The sequence below is a fragment of the Streptomyces sp. NPDC037271 genome (assembly GCF_055603605.1).
Genome location: NZ_JBVJVN010000001.1, coordinates 304,617 through 323,415, shown reverse-complemented (window position 1 = coordinate 323,415; position 18,799 = coordinate 304,617). Strand labels below are relative to the sequence as shown.

At 72.2% G+C, this 18,799-nt stretch carries 14 protein-coding genes; 6 read left to right on the top strand and 8 right to left on the bottom strand.

What is annotated here, in order from left to right:
* Window positions 1-160: 160 nt before the first annotated feature.
* Window positions 161-1,615: a PspC domain-containing protein gene (locus ACZ7G3_RS01575; RefSeq protein WP_470922783.1), complete on the top strand. Its 1,455-nt coding sequence runs from the start codon at window positions 161-163 to the stop codon at window positions 1,613-1,615.
* On the top strand, window positions 1,602-1,847 hold the full coding sequence (locus ACZ7G3_RS01570) for a hypothetical protein (RefSeq protein WP_426597180.1): 246 nt from the start codon (window positions 1,602-1,604) through the stop codon (window positions 1,845-1,847). Before ACZ7G3_RS01575 ends, ACZ7G3_RS01570 begins: the two co-directional genes overlap by 14 nt.
* A 252-nt stretch (window positions 1,848-2,099) precedes the next feature.
* On the opposite strand, the gene ACZ7G3_RS01565 is transcribed toward ACZ7G3_RS01570, so the two are convergent.
* Entirely contained in the window at window positions 2,100-2,627 is a 528-nt protein-coding gene (locus ACZ7G3_RS01565) for a DoxX family membrane protein (RefSeq protein WP_470922782.1), read from the bottom strand.
* A 218-nt stretch (window positions 2,628-2,845) separates the two neighbouring features.
* Entirely contained in the window at window positions 2,846-4,141 is a 1,296-nt protein-coding gene (locus ACZ7G3_RS01560; protein ID WP_470922781.1) for a hypothetical protein, read from the bottom strand.
* A gap of 201 nt (window positions 4,142-4,342) precedes the next feature.
* Between ACZ7G3_RS01560 and ACZ7G3_RS01555 the strand changes: the two genes are divergently transcribed.
* Entirely contained in the window at window positions 4,343-5,281 is a 939-nt protein-coding gene (locus tag ACZ7G3_RS01555; RefSeq protein WP_470922780.1) for a DUF4429 domain-containing protein, read from the top strand.
* A 64-nt stretch (window positions 5,282-5,345) separates the two neighbouring features.
* Window positions 5,346-5,828, top strand: a complete 483-nt coding sequence (locus ACZ7G3_RS01550; RefSeq protein WP_470922779.1) for a pyridoxamine 5'-phosphate oxidase family protein — start codon at window positions 5,346-5,348, stop codon at window positions 5,826-5,828.
* Window positions 5,829-5,837: 9 nt separating this feature from the next.
* Here ACZ7G3_RS01550 and guaA read toward each other — a convergent pair whose 3' ends face one another.
* Entirely contained in the window at window positions 5,838-7,418 is a 1,581-nt protein-coding gene (gene guaA / locus ACZ7G3_RS01545; RefSeq protein WP_426597185.1) for a glutamine-hydrolyzing GMP synthase, read from the bottom strand.
* A 340-nt stretch (window positions 7,419-7,758) separates the two neighbouring features.
* Here guaA and ACZ7G3_RS01540 point away from each other — a divergent pair, with 340 nt between their 5' ends.
* Window positions 7,759-8,055 (top strand): chorismate mutase, encoded by a 297-nt coding sequence (locus ACZ7G3_RS01540; protein WP_426597186.1) that lies wholly within the window; start codon window positions 7,759-7,761, stop codon window positions 8,053-8,055.
* A 760-nt stretch (window positions 8,056-8,815) separates the two neighbouring features.
* A complete protein-coding gene (locus ACZ7G3_RS01535; RefSeq protein ID WP_470922778.1) occupies window positions 8,816-9,922 on the top strand; it encodes an LAETG motif-containing sortase-dependent surface protein in 1,107 nt (368 codons plus the stop codon).
* Between the two features lie 96 nt (window positions 9,923-10,018).
* Here the strand turns inward: ACZ7G3_RS01535 and ACZ7G3_RS01530 are convergent, their stop codons facing one another.
* The 5 genes from ACZ7G3_RS01530 to ACZ7G3_RS01510 all read right to left on the bottom strand — a co-directional run bounded on the left by ACZ7G3_RS01530 (window position 10,019) and on the right by ACZ7G3_RS01510 (window position 18,745).
* Window positions 10,019-11,836, bottom strand: coding sequence for a GMC oxidoreductase (locus ACZ7G3_RS01530; protein ID WP_470922777.1), 1,818 nt, complete (start codon window positions 11,834-11,836; stop codon window positions 10,019-10,021).
* A gap of 59 nt (window positions 11,837-11,895) precedes the next feature.
* Window positions 11,896-13,509: a succinic semialdehyde dehydrogenase gene (locus ACZ7G3_RS01525; protein WP_470922776.1), complete on the bottom strand. Its 1,614-nt coding sequence runs from the start codon at window positions 13,507-13,509 to the stop codon at window positions 11,896-11,898.
* A gap of 367 nt (window positions 13,510-13,876) precedes the next feature.
* On the bottom strand, window positions 13,877-15,568 hold the full coding sequence (locus ACZ7G3_RS01520; RefSeq protein ID WP_426597190.1) for a serine/threonine-protein kinase: 1,692 nt from the start codon (window positions 15,566-15,568) through the stop codon (window positions 13,877-13,879).
* Between the two features lie 80 nt (window positions 15,569-15,648).
* A complete protein-coding gene (locus tag ACZ7G3_RS01515; protein WP_470923181.1) occupies window positions 15,649-16,824 on the bottom strand; it encodes a serine/threonine-protein kinase in 1,176 nt (391 codons plus the stop codon).
* A 118-nt stretch (window positions 16,825-16,942) separates the two neighbouring features.
* Window positions 16,943-18,745 (bottom strand): serine/threonine-protein kinase, encoded by a 1,803-nt coding sequence (locus tag ACZ7G3_RS01510; protein ID WP_470922775.1) that lies wholly within the window; start codon window positions 18,743-18,745, stop codon window positions 16,943-16,945.
* Window positions 18,746-18,799 lie beyond the last annotated feature (54 nt).

The window sequence follows — 18,799 nt, the reverse complement described above, 5'->3', positions numbered from 1 at the left end:
CGGGGGAGCCGGAGCATCAGGGTCGGTCCCCGATACTCCCCTGATCTTCGCGCCGCCGGTGCTTCGAACGCTCCCCCGGCGTCGTGTCAGGGCCGATATCAGGGTCCGACCAGGGTCGAACCGGCTGCCGTCCCGGCGCCGCGGCCGTCACCATGGACCCATGACAGATCACGAGCACGCCGCGACGGGTCCGGGACCCGGCCGCGGCCCGCACCCACCGCCGGGGGCCGGGCCGCAGGACACCGCGCCCGCCGCGGATGCCGCGGGTGCCTCGCCCACCGTGGGTGGTGCGGAGGGTGCCGCAGCCGACGCGGACGATCCCGCCGGCACCGGTGTCCCCGGTCCTCCCCACATGTTCCGGCGCGACCGGCGGCACAAGACGCTCGCCGGGGTGTGCGCGGGCCTCGGACGGCAGTGCGACATGGACCCGGTGATCTTCCGGATCACCCTCGCGGTGCTCTCCGCGACCGGCGGCATCGGCCTCATCTTCTACGGCTTCGCCTGGCTCTTCGTTCCCTACGACGACGAGGACGAGAACGAGGTGCGCAAGCTGCTGACCGGCCGGGTGGACGGCCAGGCGCTGGCGGCCGTGCTGTTCGCCCTGGTCGGCTGCGGGGTCTTCCTGACCATGCTGAACAACAGCGGGGTGCTGTCCTTCGCCGTCATACTCTCCCTCCTGCTGGCGGGCGCCGGGTACTGGTCGCGGCGGCGGAAGGCTCCGGCCCCCGACCCCCTCTCCGCCCAGGCCGTCGCCGACGCCCCGCCGGAGGCCCAGGCGCCCCCGATCCTGATCACCTGGCCCTCCTGGTGGCGCGACCCCATGGTCAAGGACGGCAGACACGTCGGCGGGACGGGCTATCTGTGGGGACCAGCGGACTCCGAGGACCGTGACATCGCGGCGGCCGTCAACATCGGCCGCGGGGTCCAGGGCGGCCACCGCGCCGCTGCGGGCGACCGGCGCTCGCGGTCCCCGCAGCCGCGCGGCCCCCGCGGCATCGGCGGCTGGGTCTTCCTCCTCGCCCTGCTCGCCGGCTTTCTCGGCACCCGGCTGACCTGGGACGAGCACCCACTCGGCACCAGCCTGCAGACCGGCCTGGCCTGTGCGCTGGCCGTCTTCGGCGTCGGTATCGCGGTCAGCGCCTTCCTGGGGCGCACGGGAGCCGGTTCGATCTTCCTGGCGGTCATCACGGCGGGCCTGCTCGCCGGATCGGCCGCCGTGCCGAAGGACGTCGGTACCGAATGGATCCGGACCACCTGGGAGCCCACGACGGTGGCCGGCGTACGCGAGCAGTACGACGTCGGTGCCGGCAGCGGCACCCTCGACCTGTCCCGGCTGGACCTGGCCGAGGGGCAGACCGTGACCACTCGGGCCGACGTGGGGATCGGCCGAATACGGGTCGTCGTGCCGCAGGACGTGACCGTGCGGCTGAGCATCGAGGTGGGCGTGGGCGACATCCAGCTGCCGGGCGACGACGAGAAGGACGTGGACGTGGCACCGGGCAAGCACAAGGAGGTCACCCTGCCCCCCACCACGGGCGGCAAGGACGCCGGCACGCTCGACCTCGACCTCCAGGTCGGCGTCGGACAGGCGGAGGTGACCCGTGCTGCGTCATAGGTTCCAGCCCGGGCGGCTGGTCGCAGGCGTCTTCCTGACCCTGGCCGGCGTCATCTACGCCGGTGATGCGGGCGGCCTCTGGGACACGCCGTGGTTCGTGGTGATCCCTCTCGTCGTGGGCGGCCTCTGCCTCGCGGGAGCGGTCGGAGTCCTGACCCGGACCGTGCACCGACGCCGCGCTGCACTCCGCGCGGCGAAAGCGGACGAGTCCCGGGCGGACCTTCCCGGTTGACAGCCGACGGTGCACGGACGGCCGACGCCCGCGGGCCGACCCAACGAAGTACGGCCCTGCGGGACGCCGGCCCTGCGCGGGACAGGCTCACGGAGATGCCGTTGGCCGACCTCCGGACGGGCGGCTCAAATGAGCGGGGCGTGAACACTTCGGAGGAATTGTTCACGCCTGTCACGGAAGGCCCCCGGAGAGAGCCCCGTCGGCACACTCGGCCGGCACAACCTTCGCGATCGCACCGGCCTGCTGCGGAACCTACTGGTACCCGCCCGTCCGCTGTCGTCGTCGGGAGCGCAGGACGGCGTCCAGGGAGAGCAGCGGGGCGCCCGCGAGAACGAGGGGTGTCCAGGCCATGAGGTAGACGAGATCATTGCCGTAGTAGTACGGGTCGGCGGCCCAGCTGACGGTCAGCCACAGGCTGAGCGAGATCAGCGCGCCGCCGAGCGCCGCCAGGCGGGTCAGCAGTCCGAGCAGGGTGCCGATGCCGACGGCCAGCTCGCCCAGGGCGATGGCGTACCCGAAACCGGCGGGGCTCTTCAGTGCCAGGTCGACCAGGGAGGGGAGGGCCGAGGAATCGCGGACGGTACGCATCATGTCGCCGACGGAGCCGGCGCCCGCGTCCTTCATGAAGGCGCTGTCGGTGAGTTTGTCCAGACCCGCGTAGATGAAGGTGACGCCCAGGAAGATCCGTAGCGGCAGGAGGGCGTAGCGGGTGGACTGGTCCCGCCAGTCACCGCCGCCCGGGTGCGAGGTGTACGCATCCGTCCGCATACCGTGAGTCATCTTTGCCAGCCGCCTCTCGCCCGCGCGTGCCGAGACCTGCTCAACAGACCATACGTACGACGTACAGGCCTCGCTCAATCCTTCTTCGACCGGTTTCTTCCTGTCGGTTTCGACAGATGGCCGTCACCGACAAGTTGGCGTTCCCAGGAGGTTGGCGTTTTCGGGAGGTTGGCGATTCCGACAGATTGCCGGTCGGCAGCGGGCTCGGCGGTGGAGTGTCAGTCCGTCACGTCGATGGCGTACCGGTTGGTTTCCACGCCCGCGCTGGTGACCACCTGGACGTCCACCCGGCCCGGTTCCACGTCCGCGGGCACCGGGACCGTCAGCAGGTCGTCCGTGGGGTTGCTGAAGCCGCCCGTCACGGGGACCAGCGGCACGTGGACGTTGACCGCGCCGATGCGGACGACCATCCGGGACAGCCGGTCCGCGCGTTGAGCACCCGGTGGTACGAAGCCGGCGCCGCGGATCTCGATGTCGTCGCCGGTGCGGATCGGCGCGTCCAGGTCACCGGCCTCCCGCGCCCGTACCACGGAGAGGATCACGGGACGCCCGCCCTCCGCGTACTTCGCGGCCACATAGGTCGCCGCCGAGACCAGCACCACGACCGCCAGTCCCCACGGCAGATCCGGCAGTTGTTCCGGGCGCCGGGCCAGCCGCACCGCCGCGAACACCAGGGCGACGGTGCTGATCACCACGTACTGAATGTCGGCGAACGAACCGCGTCCCGCGTCGTCCGTCAGCAGGTCGGCCGCACTCGGCCGGTCCGCCCGTACCTTCTGCAGCCGCTGCCCCAGCACCCGCAGTCCGACGACCCGACGCACCAGGACCGCGATCCCGCACACCACCGCGAGCACCGTCACCGCGCCGGCGCCGCGGGCGAGTTCGAGCCCGGAGATCAGCGCGTCCCGCCGGCCGTGGCCCGAGGCAACCGCCAGCTGTCCGGCCAGGACGAGTACCGCGTAGGCGACGAAGAGCACCCAGAGGGCCGCCACGGCCCGGGACGTGGACAGACGGTTGTCCTCGCCGATGACCGGGGCCAGCGCCCCGCCCCGCGCCCGGTGGAACCACGACGCCGCCGTCAGCGCACCGGCCACGACCAGCGCGGCCGCCAGCCCGGCGGTGCGCGCCGCCGTCCAGCCGGCCCCGATCGCGGTGAGCGACTGTCCCAGGAGCAGCAGCACGACCGCGGCCCATACGACGGCCGCCGTGCGGCGCCCCAGGCCCGCGAGCCACGCCCGCCCCTCGGCACGACCGCGTTCGGCGACGACTCCCGCGGACTGGGTCAGCTCCTCCGAGACCCACTGCCGGGAAGCCGAGGGCGAGTGGGCCACCGCGGCCGGCAGCCCTTGTCCGGCCGCGAACTCGTCCCGCCTGACCAGGAACGCGGCAACCGCCCGTCGGTGCCCCTCACGGGCGCCGTGCGGACAGTCCCCGCAGGTGCAGCCGCCCCCGTGCGCCGCCTCGTACGCGTCTTTGTCCGAGCCGCTCCCGCGTCTCGCCTCCTGCACCGCCACGCCCGACGCCCGCCTTCCCGAACCCTGCGAAACCCAGTAACGACAACTCCGGCACCGCCCGCGGCAGAACCCGTAAGTCCCGTGGGACGAAAGCGAATTGTGCCGTACACAACCCCCTGCGCGCCCGCCGCCCCCGGTCCGCTCTGCTCAGCGCGGGTGACATGCGGACCGCCGTGTTGACCCGGCTGCGAGAATTCCCTTATGGCCGAGATCATCCAGCGCGACGGGACCTGGGCGTTCGACGGCAGTGCGGTCCGGATCACGCCGGGTCCGCACCGCTCGGTTCCGCTGTTCCGGCAGACGTACGGAGAGGTCTCGGTGCCGCTGGAGGCCGTCGCGGGCGTCGTCTTCGAGCCGGAACGCAAACGCGGGCGGCTGCGTCTGCGGCTGCGCGAGGGCGCCGACCCCCTCCTCCAGGCGACCGGCGGCCGGCTGCCCGACGCGGCGGACCCGTACCGGCTGACGGTGGAGACCGACCGCTGCGGGGTCGCCGAGTACGTCGCCGAGGAGATCCGCCACGCGCTGCTGCTCGACCGGATCCCCAAGGAGCCCACGAAGACCTACCTGCTGCCCGGGCCGCCGGTGCCGGTCTCGGTGCGTTCCTCCGACGGCACGGTCTCCTTCGACGGCGCCCGGGTTCGGGTCGACTGGGCCGACACCTCCGACCGGGTCAAGCGCGCCACCGGCCCGCGGATCATCGACATCGGCGACCTGACACAGGTCGAGTGGCTTCCCAACTCAGGGACGGGCGACGGTTTCCTGCGGTTCGTGACCCGGGAGACGGTGTCCTCCACGCTGCCGCCGGAGAAGGACCCGTACGCCCTGGACCTGTGGGGCAACGCCCGCCGCGATCTGCTCACCGCGCTGATCGCGACCGCGGTCACGGCCCGGCTGCCGCATCCATCGGCCCGTACGTGCGGCGCGGACGGCGCGGACGGTACTTCGGAGTGCGTGGGGAGCGGGTTCCCGCCCCGCCGGCGCACACCCGCCGTACCGCCGGCGCCCGCCGTACCGTCCCCGGCGGATCATCACGATGTCCTGCTGCGCCGGCTGCGCGAGCTCGGCGAGCTGCACCGCAGCGGCGTTCTCACGGATGCGGAGTTCGCCGTGACGAAGGCGGCCGTACTCAGGGACTTCTGAGCACGGACGAATTCCGGTTCGATACCTGACACGACGTGTCGGGTATCGGGTCCACACTCGGTGCATGACATCAAGCATCGTCGCCGGCTGGGCCGATTTCGCCACCGCCGAACCCGCACTGGCCGCGATCGTCGAGGCACGCTTCGGCGCGTACACCCACCACACCCTCGCCACCCTGCGCCGGGACGGATCACCCCGCACCAGCGGTCTGGAGGTGCGTTTCCTGGGCGGCGAGCTGTGGCTCGGCATGATGCCGGGCTCGCTGAAGGCGCTCGACCTGCGCCGCGACCCGAGGTTCGCGCTGCAGGCGAACCCGGGAGACGGCACCGGCATGGGGGGCGGGGACGTACGGATCGGCGGCCGGGCCGTCGAGGTCGAGGACGCCGAGGCGCGGGCCGCGTACGTGAAAGAGGTGGAACCGCCGGAGCCGTTCCACCTCTTCCGTACCGAGCTGACGGAGGTCGTGCGGACCTGCGTCGAGGGCGACTGCCTGGTCGTCCAGGTCTGGCAGCCCGGGGAGCCCCTGCGCACGGTCAGGCGCGCATAGGGCCGGGAGTCACTCCCACTCGATCGTCCCCGGGGGCTTCGAGGTCACGTCGAGGACGACCCGGTTGACGTCCTTGACCTCGTTGGTGATGCGCGTCGAGATCTTGGAGAGCACGTCGTACGGCAGCCGGGACCAGTCGGCGGTCATCGCGTCCTCGGAGGAGACGGGCCGCAGCACGATCGGGTGGCCGTAGGTGCGGCCGTCGCCCTGGACGCCGACGGAGCGGACGTCCGCGAGGAGCACCACGGGGCACTGCCAGATGTCGCGGTCGAGGCCGGCCGCGGTCAGCTCCTCGCGGGCGATGGCGTCGGCCTCGCGGAGCAGGTCGAGCCGCTCCTTGGTGACCTCGCCGACGATCCGGATGCCGAGGCCCGGGCCCGGGAACGGCTGGCGCTGGACGATCTCGTCCGGCAGGCCGAGCTCCTGGCCGACCATCCGGACCTCGTCCTTGAACAGCTGGCGCAGCGGCTCGATGAGCTGGAACTCGAGGTCCTCGGGGAGCCCGCCGACGTTGTGGTGGGACTTGATGTTCGCCGTGCCGGTGCCTCCGCCGGACTCGACGACGTCCGGGTAGAGGGTGCCCTGGACGAGGAACTCCACGGCGGGGCCCTCGTCGGCGATGATCTCGGCCTGGGCCTGTTCGAAGACGCGGATGAACTCGCGGCCGATGATCTTCCGCTTCTCCTCGGGGTCGGAGACCCCGGCCAGCGCGTTCAGGAACCGCTCGCTCGCGTCCACGACCTTCAGCTGCACGCCGGTCGCGGCGACGAAGTCCTTCTCGACCTGCTCGGTCTCGCCCTTGCGCATCAGGCCGTGGTCGACGTAGACGCAGGTCAGCTGGGAGCCGATGGCCTTCTGGACGAGGGCGGCGGCGACGGCGGAGTCCACGCCGCCGGACAGGCCGCAGATGGCGCGCTTGTCGCCGACCTGCTCGCGGATGGCCGCGACCTGCTCCTCGATGACGTTGCCCGTGGTCCAGTTCGGGCGCAGGCCCGCACCGCGGTACAGGAAGTGCTCCAGCACCTGCTGTCCGTGCGTGGAGTGCATCACCTCGGGGTGGTACTGGACCCCGTAGAGCTTCTTCTCGTCGTTCTCGAAGGCGGCGACCGGGACGACGTCCGTGGAGCCGGTGACGGTGAAGCCCTCGGGGGCGGCGGAGCAGGCGTCGCCGTGGGACATCCACACGGCCTGCTCGGCCGGGGTGCCCTCGAAGAGGGTGGAGGACGGCTTGGAGACCGTCAGGTCGGTGCGGCCGTACTCACGGGCGCCGGAGTTGTCGACGGTGCCGCCGAGGGTCTGCGCCATCAGCTGGAAGCCGTAGCACATGCCGAAGACGGGGACGCCGGCCTCGAACAGGGCGCGGTCGACGGTCGGGGCGCCGGGCTCGTACACCGACGAGGGGCCGCCGGAGAGAACGATGGCCGCCGGGTTCTTGGCGAGCATCTCCGCGACCGGCATGGAGCTTGGCACGATCTCGCTGTAGACCCGCGCCTCGCGGACACGGCGGGCGATGAGCTGGGCGTACTGCGCGCCGAAGTCGACGACCAGGACGGTGTCGGGGGCGGCGGCAGCGGGAGTCGCTGATGACACGGGGTGCCTTCCGGCGGTCGGGCGGGGGTCTTGTGCCTCCGATTCTACCGAGGTGGGCAGGTGACACGTCCCGCCCGCGGTGCCCGGGGACCACCGCCCGCACGTCTCACCATACGAACCGGCTTGGACACCGTCCGTCCCCGGGGCATACTGGGCCCATGCTCACGCACCAGACCTTCGTCTTTACCTATGGCAACCGGCCCACCGGCTGCCATGGTCGTGCTGCTTGAGCAACTGACAAGCGACTTCCCAGGCGCCCCGGGCCGACAAGGTCCGGGGCGCCTGGCGTTTCCGGGACTGTCGGCCGGAGCCACCACCCCTTCGGCGAGGAGCCACCGACATGACCGTCACCGCAGCAGACATGGCCGACAAGACCGGCGCCCGCACCACCGAGGCCGCCGACGTGATCACCGGCGCCCGTGAACGCATCGACGCCCTCGACGACCGGATCATCGGGCTGATCCAGGAACGGATGGCCGTCTCCGCCGTCATCCAGGAGGCGCGGATCACCTCCGGTGGCCGGCGCGTGAACCTCTCCCGCGAGATGGAGGTCCTCGACCACTACCGCCAGGCGCTGGGCAAGCCGGGTACGGCGCTGGCGATGACGATGCTGGAGCTGTGCCGCGGGCGCGTCTGAGTGCCGCGGCCGAGTCCGGGCGTCTTCTCACCCGTACGGCGCGTGACCGGTGCCCGAGCCCGTCGTTGGTCCCGGTGTCCGTGTCAGCCAGGGGCGGGCCCGAAAGAACCACGCGTGGCTCGCTGGAGCGATGAGACGTGCGGATCGTGCCGTGCGTCGTGGGACCTCGCTCCAGAAAAGTGACCGGACGGCAGGGGACAGCAGCCCGGTCACCCAAGAGAACGGCCGGCTCCGGGGACTCCCGGGGCCGGCCGACGGAAGAAGGGTCCGGTTCCGGACCGAGCGGCTGCGGAGGCCGTCCCCGTCCAGCACGATGCGGTACGGCGGACCGGGCCGAGTCCCGTACGCAGCCCCACACACCACCACTCACGCCACTGGAGACAAGCGGCGCAGCCCCCCGGCGCCGCTCCCCAGGCACCGGTGCTGCCCTGACGCCGGTGCTGGCCGAGGAAGGGCCCCGCGACGCACCTCCCGCGGGGCCCTTCGCCATGCCCCGCCATCCCCTCCTTCCCCTCCCGGCCCTCTGCCTCCCCCTCTCCCTCGCCCTCTTCCTCTTCCTCTTCCTCTTCCTCCACAGGAGTGACGCGGGACACATAAAGTCTCTGTGAGTTCGGGGACAACCATTCACAGACTTCGCCGATCAAACAGGCCGAACCGATCGAGCAGACCGGTCCGAAGGGTCCACCGCGTCCCACACGCGGAGGCCTCCTCAGAGCCCCGTACCGCACACACGCGGTACGCCTGACTTCACGAGGTCTTCATGAAGCTTCGCCGCGCCATCGTGACCATGGCCGCGACGTCCGTCATCGCTCCGCTGGCACTCCTGTCGGCACCGGCCGCCTTCGCGACCGAGAGCCCGTCCCCGGCAGCGAGCTCCTCGTCCGGGACGGACACCTCCTCGGGCGACCAGGACGACTCCTCCGACGGGAAGACGACCCCGACGGACGGGCAGAGCACCCCGACGGACGGCCAGTCCACGCCGTCCGACGACCAGAGCACACCGTCCGACGACCAGTCCACGCCGTCGGACGACGCGTCGACCCCGTCCGACGACGAGAGCACCCCCGGCGGTTCCGGGACGACCGCCCCCGCCCCGTCGACGTCGGCGCCGACCGACGAGCCGACGGAGCCGGAGGAGCCCGAGGTCCCGTTCTGCGAGGAGCTCGACTCCGAGTACTCCGCCGCCAAGGTGTCGGCGGACATCAAGGGCCTGCCGGGCAAGATCGTCGCGGGCGACGGCCACCACGCGTTCCAGCTCGTCGTCACCAACGAGTCGAAGACCGACGTCGAGGAAGTCGCGTTCTACGCCGAGGTGGGGAACTACGAGTTCGAGGACGAGTCGAAGTTCCTCAGCTCGTACGTCGACCTGGAGTTCAAGAACCCCGAGACCGGCGCCTGGGACCGCATCGGCAGCGACGAGTGGGCCGGTGACTACTTCTTCTTCGTGGAGAAGCTGAAGGCCAAGGCGAGCAAGACCGTCGACCTGCGGGTCAGCATCGACGCCAAGGCCCCGGCCGGCGACGCCTACTCCTTCGCCTTCGGCGCCTACCTGGACAACGTCGAGGGCCAGGAGTGCATCGCCTCCGGCTGGGCCCAGTACGACTTCCAGGTCCTGAAGCCCGGCTCCGGCAACCCCGCTCCGGGCACCGCCACGCCGAACGACAAGGGCGGCAAGGGCGGAAAGGGCGACAAGATCTCGGTGAAGAAGCCGCAGGGCAACGTCTCCCAGCTGCCGACCGGCAGCCTCGCCGAGACCGGTTCCAGCTCCGCGCTGCCGATGATCGGCCTCGCCGGCGGGCTCGCCGTCGTCGTCGGTGGCGGCGCGGTGTTCATGGTGCGTCGCCGCAAGGCCGGTATCGAGGCGTAACCAGCGGTACGGCCTGACGGCAGAACAGTAGGGCCGCAAGACGGGAAGGACCTGCGCTCGGAGGGGGGCGCAGGTCCTTCTGTGTGTCCGCTGCCGCTACTTCTTCGGCGGCACCGCCGGAATCCCCAGGAACGGCAGCCGCAGCGCGCCGAAGGCCTCCGCCGGGACCGCCGGGGACTTCGGCTCGACGGGGGCGAGGCGCTCGTACGCCGTTCCCTGGGCCGGGCGCGGGTCGCTCTCGCCCTTGTTCGGCCAGTACGACATCGCGCGCTCGGCCTGGGCCGTGATGGTCAGGGACGGGTTGACGCCCAGGTTCGCCGAGACCGCGGCACCGTCGACGACGGAGATGCCGGGATGCCCGTAGAGCCGGTGGTACGGGTCGATGACGCCGCTCTCGCGCGAGGCGCCGATCGGGCAGCCGCCCAGGAAGTGCGCGGTGAGCGGGGTGCCCATCAGCTCGCCGACGTTGGAGCCGGCGAAGCCGCCGATCTCGGCCGCCAGGGCCGAGGCGCCCTCCGTCGCGGCCTTGATCTGCTTGGGGTTGGGCGAGCCGTGGCCCTGGCGTGCGGTGAGCAGGCCCTTGCCGATGCCCGTCGGCTTCAGATGCGTCGTCAGGGAGTTGTCCAGTGACTGCATCACCAGGCCGATGATGGTCCTCTCCGACCAGCGCCGGTTGGACAGGGAGCGCAGGACCCGCGTGGGGTGCCTGGCCGCGTGGCCCAGGAAGCCCAGGACGCGCGAGGCGCCCGAGGCGGTGGGCCCGGCGTAGGGGACCTGGAGGATCGACAGGCCGCCCATCGAGTTGGAGCCCTTGCCGTAACGGACCGGCTCGATGTGGGTGTCGGCGTCCGGGTGGATCGAGGACGTGATGGCGACGCCGCGCGTGAAGTCGGCCCGCGGCTCGCCGGTGGCCCTGCGGTAGCGCCGGTCGTCGGTCTGGGCGCCGACCAGGGCCTCGGAGTTGGTGCGGGTCAGCTCGCCGAGCCGGTCGGACAGGTGGGGGAGCCGGCCGCTCGCCTTCATGCGGTGCAGCAGCGTCTGGGTGCCGTAGGTGCCGGCGGCGAGGACGACCCGGCGGGCCGTGAAGGTGCGGCCCGCGCCCTTCTTCTGCCGGTGGGTGGGGAGGGTGGCTATCGCGAACCCGCCGCGGGAGTCGTCGGTGACCGAGACGACCGTCGTCATCGGGTGCACGACCGCGCCCGCCTTCTCGGCGAGGTACAGGTAGTTCTCGTTGAGGGTGTTCTTCGCGCCGTGGCGGCAGCCGGTCATGCACTCGCCGCACTCGTTGCAGGCCCTGCGGTCGGGGCCCGCGCCGCCGAAGTAGGGGTCGGCCACCCGCTCCCCCGGCTTCGCCCTCGTCGTGCCGCCGGCGTCCCGGCCGTCGCCGAAGAAGACGCCGACCGGCGCCATGTGGAAGGTGTCACCGACGCCCATCCGCTCGGCTGCGGCCTTCAGGTGCACGTCGGACGGGGTCGTCGTCGGGTTCAGCCGGACCCCGAGCATGCGCCGGGCCTGGTCGTAGTACGGCGTCAGCTCGTCGTGCCAGTCGGTGATGTCCCGCCACTGGGGGTCGTCGAAGAAGGGCTTCGGCGGCACGTAGAGGGTGTTGGCGTAGTTGAGGGACCCGCCGCCGACCCCGGCGCCTGCCAGGACCATGACATTCCCGAGCAGGTGGATGCGCTGGATGCCGAACATGCCGAGCCCGGGGGCCCAGAGGTAGTTCTTCAGGTCCCAGGAGTTCTTCGGCAGCGACTCGCGGGTGAAACGACGGCCGGCTTCCAGGACGCCGACCCGGTACCCCTTCTCGGTGAGGCGGAGGGCGGACACGGATCCGCCGAACCCCGACCCCACGACGACGACGTCGTAGTCGTACCCGTTCTCGTCCTGGGTCTGGACGGACTTCTCCTGCGACACGTGCTCTCCTCGTCGAGAACGGGTACGGGTGACGGTTGTCCAGGGCTGTACAGGGCTGCTCAGCGGAGGCGGAAGGCCTTCATCAGGCGCAGGCTCCGGTTCATGAACGCCGCGTACTTCTCGTCGTCCATCCCCAGCGACGGCGCCATCGGCAGCAGTCGCTGGTGGGCGACGGTCTGGGCCTCGGTGTACTTGAGGATGCCCTCGGAGCCGTGCCGGCGGCCGAGGCCGGAGTCCTTCATGCCGCCCATCGGGGACTGGACGCTGCCGTAGGCGGGGGCGTAGCCCTCGTTGATGTTGACGGTGCCGGTGCGCAGGCGGGCGGCGACGTCGCGGCCGCGCCGGGCGTCCTTCGTCCAGACCGAGGAGTTCAGGCCGTACGGCGTGGAGTTGGCCTGCTCGACCGCCTCGTCCTCGGTTGTGAAGCGGTAGACGGAGACGACCGGGCCGAAGGTCTCCTCGGTGCACACGGTCATGGGGGCCGCGACCCCGTCGAGGATGGTCGGCTCGTAGAAGTACGGGCCGATGTCCGGGCGGGCGACTCCGCCGGCGACGAGCTTCGCGCCGTGCGCGACCGCGTCCGCCACGTGCCGCTCGACGGTCTCCAGCTGCCGCTCCCCCACCAGCGAGCCCATGTCGGCGCCGTAGGCGAGGGAGGTGCCGAGCCGCATGCTCCTGGTGCGGGCGGCGAAGCGCTCCAGGAACGCGTCGGCGACGGACTCGTGGACGTAGAGCCGCTCGATGGAGATGCAGAGCTGGCCGGCCGAGGAGAAGCAGGCGCGTACGGCGCCCGCCGCCGCCTTCTCGATGTCGGCGTCCTCCAGCACCAGCATGGCGTTCTTGCCACCGAGTTCGAGGGAGACGCCGACCAGGCGGGCGGCGGCGCCCTGGGCGACCTCGCGGCCGGTGCGGGTGGAGCCGGTGAAGGAGACGTAGTCGGCGTGCCTGACGACCTCGGGGCCGACGACCGGCCCGTCGCCGAGGACGACCTGGAAGACCTCCGCGGGCAGCCCGGCCTCGATGAGCAGGTCGCGGGCCCACAGAGCGGTCAGGCAGGTCTCGGTGTCGGGTTTCATGACGACCGCGTTGCCCGCGACGAAGGCGGGGAGCGCGTCGCCGACGGACAGCTCCAGCGGGTAGTTCCAGGGGGCGATCTGGCCGACGACGCCGCGCGGGTGGCGCAGCTCGGTGACCTTCGTCAGGGCCGGTACGGCGCCGGTGTGCCGCTTGGGCCGCAGATACGCGGGTGCCTTGCGGCCGTAGTGCCGGGCGGCGACGGCGACGGCCTGGACCTCCTCGTGGGCGTGCAGACGGGCCTTGCCGGTCTCCAGCTGGATGAGGTCGAGGACCTCGGCCTGGCGTTCGAGGACCAGGTCGTGGAAGCGCAGCAGGACGGCGGCGCGCTGCCGTACCGGTGTACGGGCCCACACGGCCTGGGCGGCGCGGGCCCGTTCGAAGGCGGCGGCCACGTCCTCGGGCGTGGACTCGGGCAGGTCGGCCAGCTTCTCACCGGTGAACGGCGTGTGGTTGGCGGTGCGGCCGGAGCCGGCCACGCCCTTGGTGAGCTGGGCGACCAGCTCGGGCGTGACCACGTCGGCGGCGGTGCGGGCGCCCGCCGGGGCGGGGGCGAGAGGGTTCGTGCCGGTGATTTCCGGGGCCTGCGCGTCCGTCATGAGCCGCAGGGTATGACGCCGCGAGGGCTTTGTGTACCCGTCGGTAATCGGGATTCACCGAGTGCTCACACAATGCCAGTGATCGCTGGCAGCGAACCCGCTGATCAGGGCGTTACGCGGGAGGGCTGACCTGATCGATGCGTACCGCCCCGGAGTGGGCCGGGTCGCCGACCACTGCCGCCAGGCCCTCGGTGGTCTCCTCGAGCGCCCGGCGGACGGCGCCCGGCGCGTCGGCCCAGTCGGAACCGCCGCGCGACGAACCGGCCCAGGCGGAACCGCCGCGCGACGAACCGGCCCAGGCGGAACCGCCGCGCGACGATCCGGCCCAGGCGGTACCGCCGCGCGACGATCCGGCCCTGGTCCTCCGTCAGGGATTGCGGATCTCCCAGTTGGCGATCACCGTACGGGCGATGTCCCGTCCGTCCTCGGCGAAGTAGCCCTCGCGCGGGTAGTCGATCGACACCTTGTACATGTCGCCGTTGCCGGCCCGGTAGTAGACGACGTGGTACTCACGCTTGCGGGGGTTCTGCGTGTCCGTGGTCGTGTAGGCGATGACGTTCTCGGCCGCTCTGCCGTCCTTGTACTCGGTCGCGACCGGTTCGCCCTTGGGAGCGGGCTCGTCGGCGAAGTTCGACGAGTACTCGCCGTCCTTGAACACGTCCCAGTCCGCCCACGCGTTGGCCATGGCGGAGTCCGGGATCTTGCCGTCATCGTCGTCGGCCTTGATGTCGCGGTCCACGTGGACGGTGACCGCACCGCTCGGGTCCGCGAACGACTCGGTGGTGCCGTCCCAGTCGTCGGGGTGCTTCAGCTTCACGAACGCCGCCGGCACGCCGACACTCATGCCGTGTTTCGTGCCGAGTGCCTGCCTCTTCCACCCCTCCGGCAAGGGCCCCGCGAAGGGGTCCGCGACCACCAGGTACGACGCCACCGCCGCCGCGACGACCGCCGCGCCGAGGGTGATCCACGCGTTGCGGCCCAGCCGGACGCTCCATCCGGAGACCGGCCCGGACGGTCCGTCGCCCTCGGCGGCCCGTACGACCTGGGTGGCCGCCGGCGCCGGCGGGTTGGCGGCGGCGTCCAGCAGGGCCCTGACCCGGGCGGCGTCCGGGCGGCGCGCCGGGTCCTTGTCCAGCAGGCCCGTGATGGCCTCGGCCAGCGGTCCCTTCGCGGTGGCGGGCGGTGCGGGCGCGGCGTTGAGCACGGACTGGAGCGTCGCCGGGGTGTTGCTGCGGCGGAACGGCGAGACGCCCTCCGTCGCGGCGTAGAGCACCACGCCCAGTGACCACAGGTCGCTCGCCGGGCCGGGGCGCTGGCCCAGCACCCGCTCGGGGGCGATGTACTCGGGCGAGCCGACGAAGCCGCCGGTGTCGGTCAGGCTGGTCTCGCCCTCGATCTGGGCGATGCCGAAGTCGGTGAGGACGACCCGGTCGTGCCGGCCGAGCAGTACGTTGTCCGGTTTCACGTCCCGGTGCAGGACGCCCGCCGCGTGCGCGGCCTCCAGTGCGCCGAGCACCTGCAGACCGATCCGGGCCGCCTCCCGCGCGCCCAGCGTGCCCTCCTGCAACGCGTCGCCCAGCGAGCGGCCTCGCACCAGCTCCATCACGATCCACGGCCGGCCGTCCACCACGGCCACGTCGTGCACGTCGACCACCGCGGGGTGGTCGAGCCGGGCCGCGGCGCGTGCCTCGCGGCGCATCCGTTCGAAGGCGTTGTCCCGTTCCCGTTCGGGAAGATGGTCGGGTACGCGGGGCTCCTTGACGGCGACCTCGCGGTCCACCGTCTCGTCCTTGGCCCGCCACACCGTGCCCATGCCGCCGTGCCCGAGCTTGGCGATCAGCCGGTAGCGGCCGGCGATGAGCCGCCCGGCGCCCGGGTCCTGTGCGGGCGGCCCGGCGGGCTCGGGCGTGGACCGCGGCCGCGCCCGCGGCGGTACGACCTGGGTGGGTGCCGCGTACGGGTTGCCGGGATGTGGCACGGCGACGGGCGGGTTCGGTGGTTGCAGGCCAAAACTCGTCGGCTCGTCCGACCCGTTGCGAGGTCCCCCGTTGCTGCTCATGGATCATCCATATCGCGCCGGACGCGTGCGTATCCACCGCCCGCGGCCCGCGGTCACAGACCCGTGACGCACGCTGCCGCTTATCTCCTGTTTAGGTGCGTTGCGGCGGACTCCGAGGGGGACGGAGACGCGAAGGAAGCTGCGGAGGAGGCATCGGAGGACACCTCGGTGGACACCTCTGAAGAGGCATCGGAAGAGGCATCGGAAGAGGCTTCGGAAGACGCGGCGGACGGTGCCATCGGCTCCGTCGTGGCGGGCGCCGAACTCGTCGGCGTACCGCCGCCGTCGGCATCACCGTCCGCGAGCAGCGCCGCGGTGGTGACGCCCGCGCCCGCCGCCGCGACGACCAGCAGCACCGCGAGGAGCACGCCCCGCGTCACGCGCCGGGGTTCACCGTCCTGGTGCAGCGCCGGCGTACGGCCCGTGGCCAGGAAGGCGCGCAGCATCCGTTCGGCCTCCGCCGCGTCCAGCCGCCGTCCCGGGTCGCGTTCCAGCAGGCCCCGTACGACGGGGAGGAGGGGCTCGGCCTGGGCGGGCGGGCGGATCTCCTCGGTGACCACGGCGTGCAGGACGCCGCCCAGCGAGTCCCGGTGGAAGGGGGACGCGCCGCTGAGGACGGCGCACAGCAGCACGCCCAGAGACCACAGGTCGGACTCCGGCCCGGTCCCGGCACCGGACATCCGCTCGGGGGCGGTGTACTCGGGGGAACCGACGAAGGAACCGGTCTCGGTGAGCGTGGTGGCGCCCGCCACCTGGGCCACGCCGAAGTCGGTGAGGACGACCCGGCCGTCCTCGGCCACCAGCACGTTCGACGGCTTCACGTCCCGGTGCAGGATGCCGGCCGCGTGCGCGGTGCGCAGGGCGCCCAGCAGGGCGATGCCGATCCGGGCGGCCTCGGTGGCGTCGACCGGGCCGTGGGTCAGCACCCGGTCGGCGAGCGAGCCGCCGTCGACCAGTTCCATGACCATGTACGCGCGTGCGTCGGCCTCGACCACGTCGTGCACGACGATGACGTGCGGATGGCTCAGCTGCGCGACCGCCCGGGCCTCGCGCAGGGTGCGCTCGCGGCGCCGCCGGGCCTCGGCCGCGGAGAGGCTCTCGTCGAGGGGGAGCGCCTTCACGGCCACCTCGCGGGCGAGCAGTTGGTCGGTCGCTCGCCACACGATGCCCATGCCGCCGCGGCCGAGCCGCTCATGGAGCCGGTAACGGCCCGCGATGACACGCCCGCCCGCCCCCTCGGTCACCATGCGTCCCATCATGCCGCACCGGACGCACCGACTCCGGACCGCTGTCACACGGGTGGCCGACAACCGACGGGTCCCGGGCGGCGCCCGGCCGGCTGCCGGCCGGCTGCCGGCCGTCGTACGGCGGAGGTCAGCCGGTGCTTTCCTGCCAGCTCTGCAGCACCGACTTGAACCGCTGCCGCATGGTCGGCCAGTCGTTCGCCGGCCCCGACATGTTGAAGGCGTACTCGACACCGTCGCGGGACATGTACGTCTCCGCCACGGCGCGACGCGGTCCGGGGAAGGGGGTGTCCTTGGCCAGCGCCGTCCAGGCGTACTCCCACCGGGCGCTGTCGCGGTCGCGGTAGGTGGAGCGCTCCATGGTGACGCGCTGGTAGCCGACCAGGCGGTGGAGCTGCACCTCCAGGTCGAGCTGGTGCGCGTAGGGGTCGTTGTAGTCGGGAGCGGTGTCGACGGATATGCGGAGGATGTGCTCGCCGCCGTTTGGGGTGTAGTCGACCTGCTGGAGTTCCCCGGAGTCGTCGAACTCCGTCCGCTGCCACCCCTCGGGCAGGTAGAGGCTGAAACCCAGCGGGTCGTCATGGCGGATCCAGTCGGCCGGGACGGAGGTGCCGGGATCCTTGCCGGTCGTGGCGGAAGCGGAGGGGGAGGTGGAAGGGGATGTGGAGGTGGAGGTCGAGATGGAGGGGGACGGCGAGTGGGTGGTGTCCTGACCGGCCGACGCGCCGCCCTCGTCCTGCTGCTGGAGTACCACCACGGTGCCCGCGCCGACCAGGGCCGCGACGGCGACGACCAGGGCGAGCGTGCGCAGCCGGCGGCGCCGGGAACTTTGGGGAGCGGCCGCGCCCGCCGGTCCGGCCGGCGCGGGCCCCGTCGGCGCGTGCCCCATCGGTGTGGGGCCCATCGGCGCGTGCCCCATCGGCGTGGGGCCCGCCGTCGGGTCGCCGGACGCCGGATGCCCTGTCGCCGCGGGGCCGACCACCGTCGGGCCGGTCATCGGCCGGAACGGCGTCGCGGTGTTCCCGCCCGTCTGCCCCGGAGTTCCCCAGGGGGCCGTGCCGCCGTGCCCCGGCGGGCCCGCGTACTGCGTCGGCACATACGCCTGGGCCGCGTCCGGACGCCGTCCCTCCGCCGCCTCCGCGAGCATCTGCTCGGCCTCGGTGACGTCGGGCCGGGTGGCCGGATCCTTGCGCAGCAGGGCGCTGATGACGGGCCCGAGCGGTCCGGCGTACCGGGGCTCGGAGGCCTCCTCCTCCACGACCGCCTGCATGGTGGTGAGCGGCGACGTACGGCGGAACGGCGATCTGCCCTCCACCGCCGTGTACAGCGTCGCGCCGAGCGCCCACAGGTCGGAGGCGGGGCCCGGGTCGTGGCCGCGGACGCGTTCGGGTGCCAGGTAGTCGACGGAGCCGACGACCTCCCCGGTCCGCGTGATGGTGGAGTCGCCCTCGATCTGCGCGATGCCGAAGTCGGTGAGCAGCACCCGGCCGTCGTCGGCGAGCAGTACGTTGCCGGGCTTGACGTCGCGGTGCAGGACACCGGCGGTGTGCGCGGCGCGCAGGGCGCGCAGCACCCACAGGCCGATCCGGGCGGCCTCCCGCGGCTCGACCCGTTCCTCCTCCTTGACCGCGTCGGCCAGTGAGCGGCCCTCGACCAGCTCCATCACGATCCAGGGCCGGCCGTCGTGTTCGAGTACGTCGTGCACGGTGACGACGGCCGAGTGGTTGATCCGCGCCGCCGCGCGCGCCTCCCCCCGGGTGCGTGCCAGCAGGATCGCCTGGTCGCTCTCGGAGACGTAGAGCGCGGCGGTCAACTCCTTGATGGCGACGGTCCGGTGCAGCACTTCGTCGTGTGCGCGCCACACCCGGCCCATGCCGCCGCTGCCGATGGCGTCCTCGAGCCGGTAACGGCCCGCGACGAGCCGGCCCTGCATCTGATTCACGTTGCCCCGCAATGGTCTTGTCCAGGGCCAGACTAGGGACCGGCC

Bases quoted from the DNA above. Each gene is read 5' to 3' on its own strand.
- ACZ7G3_RS01520 (WP_426597190.1), bottom strand. From the start codon at position 15,568: ATGAGCAGCAACGGGGGACCTCGCAACGGGTCGGACGAGCCGACGAGT.
- ACZ7G3_RS01565 (WP_470922782.1), bottom strand. From the start codon at position 2,627: ATGACTCACGGTATGCGGACGGATGCGTACACCTCGCACCCGGGCGGC.
- ACZ7G3_RS01575 (WP_470922783.1), top strand. From the start codon at position 161: ATGACAGATCACGAGCACGCCGCGACGGGTCCGGGACCCGGCCGCGGC.
- ACZ7G3_RS01525 (WP_470922776.1), bottom strand. From the start codon at position 13,509: ATGACGGACGCGCAGGCCCCGGAAATCACCGGCACGAACCCTCTCGCC.
- ACZ7G3_RS01540 (WP_426597186.1), top strand. From the start codon at position 7,759: ATGACCGTCACCGCAGCAGACATGGCCGACAAGACCGGCGCCCGCACC.
- ACZ7G3_RS01515 (WP_470923181.1), bottom strand. From the start codon at position 16,824: ATGGGACGCATGGTGACCGAGGGGGCGGGCGGGCGTGTCATCGCGGGC.
- ACZ7G3_RS01555 (WP_470922780.1), top strand. From the start codon at position 4,343: ATGGCCGAGATCATCCAGCGCGACGGGACCTGGGCGTTCGACGGCAGT.
- ACZ7G3_RS01510 (WP_470922775.1), bottom strand. From the start codon at position 18,745: ATGCAGGGCCGGCTCGTCGCGGGCCGTTACCGGCTCGAGGACGCCATC.
- ACZ7G3_RS01535 (WP_470922778.1), top strand. From the start codon at position 8,816: ATGAAGCTTCGCCGCGCCATCGTGACCATGGCCGCGACGTCCGTCATC.
- ACZ7G3_RS01550 (WP_470922779.1), top strand. From the start codon at position 5,346: ATGACATCAAGCATCGTCGCCGGCTGGGCCGATTTCGCCACCGCCGAA.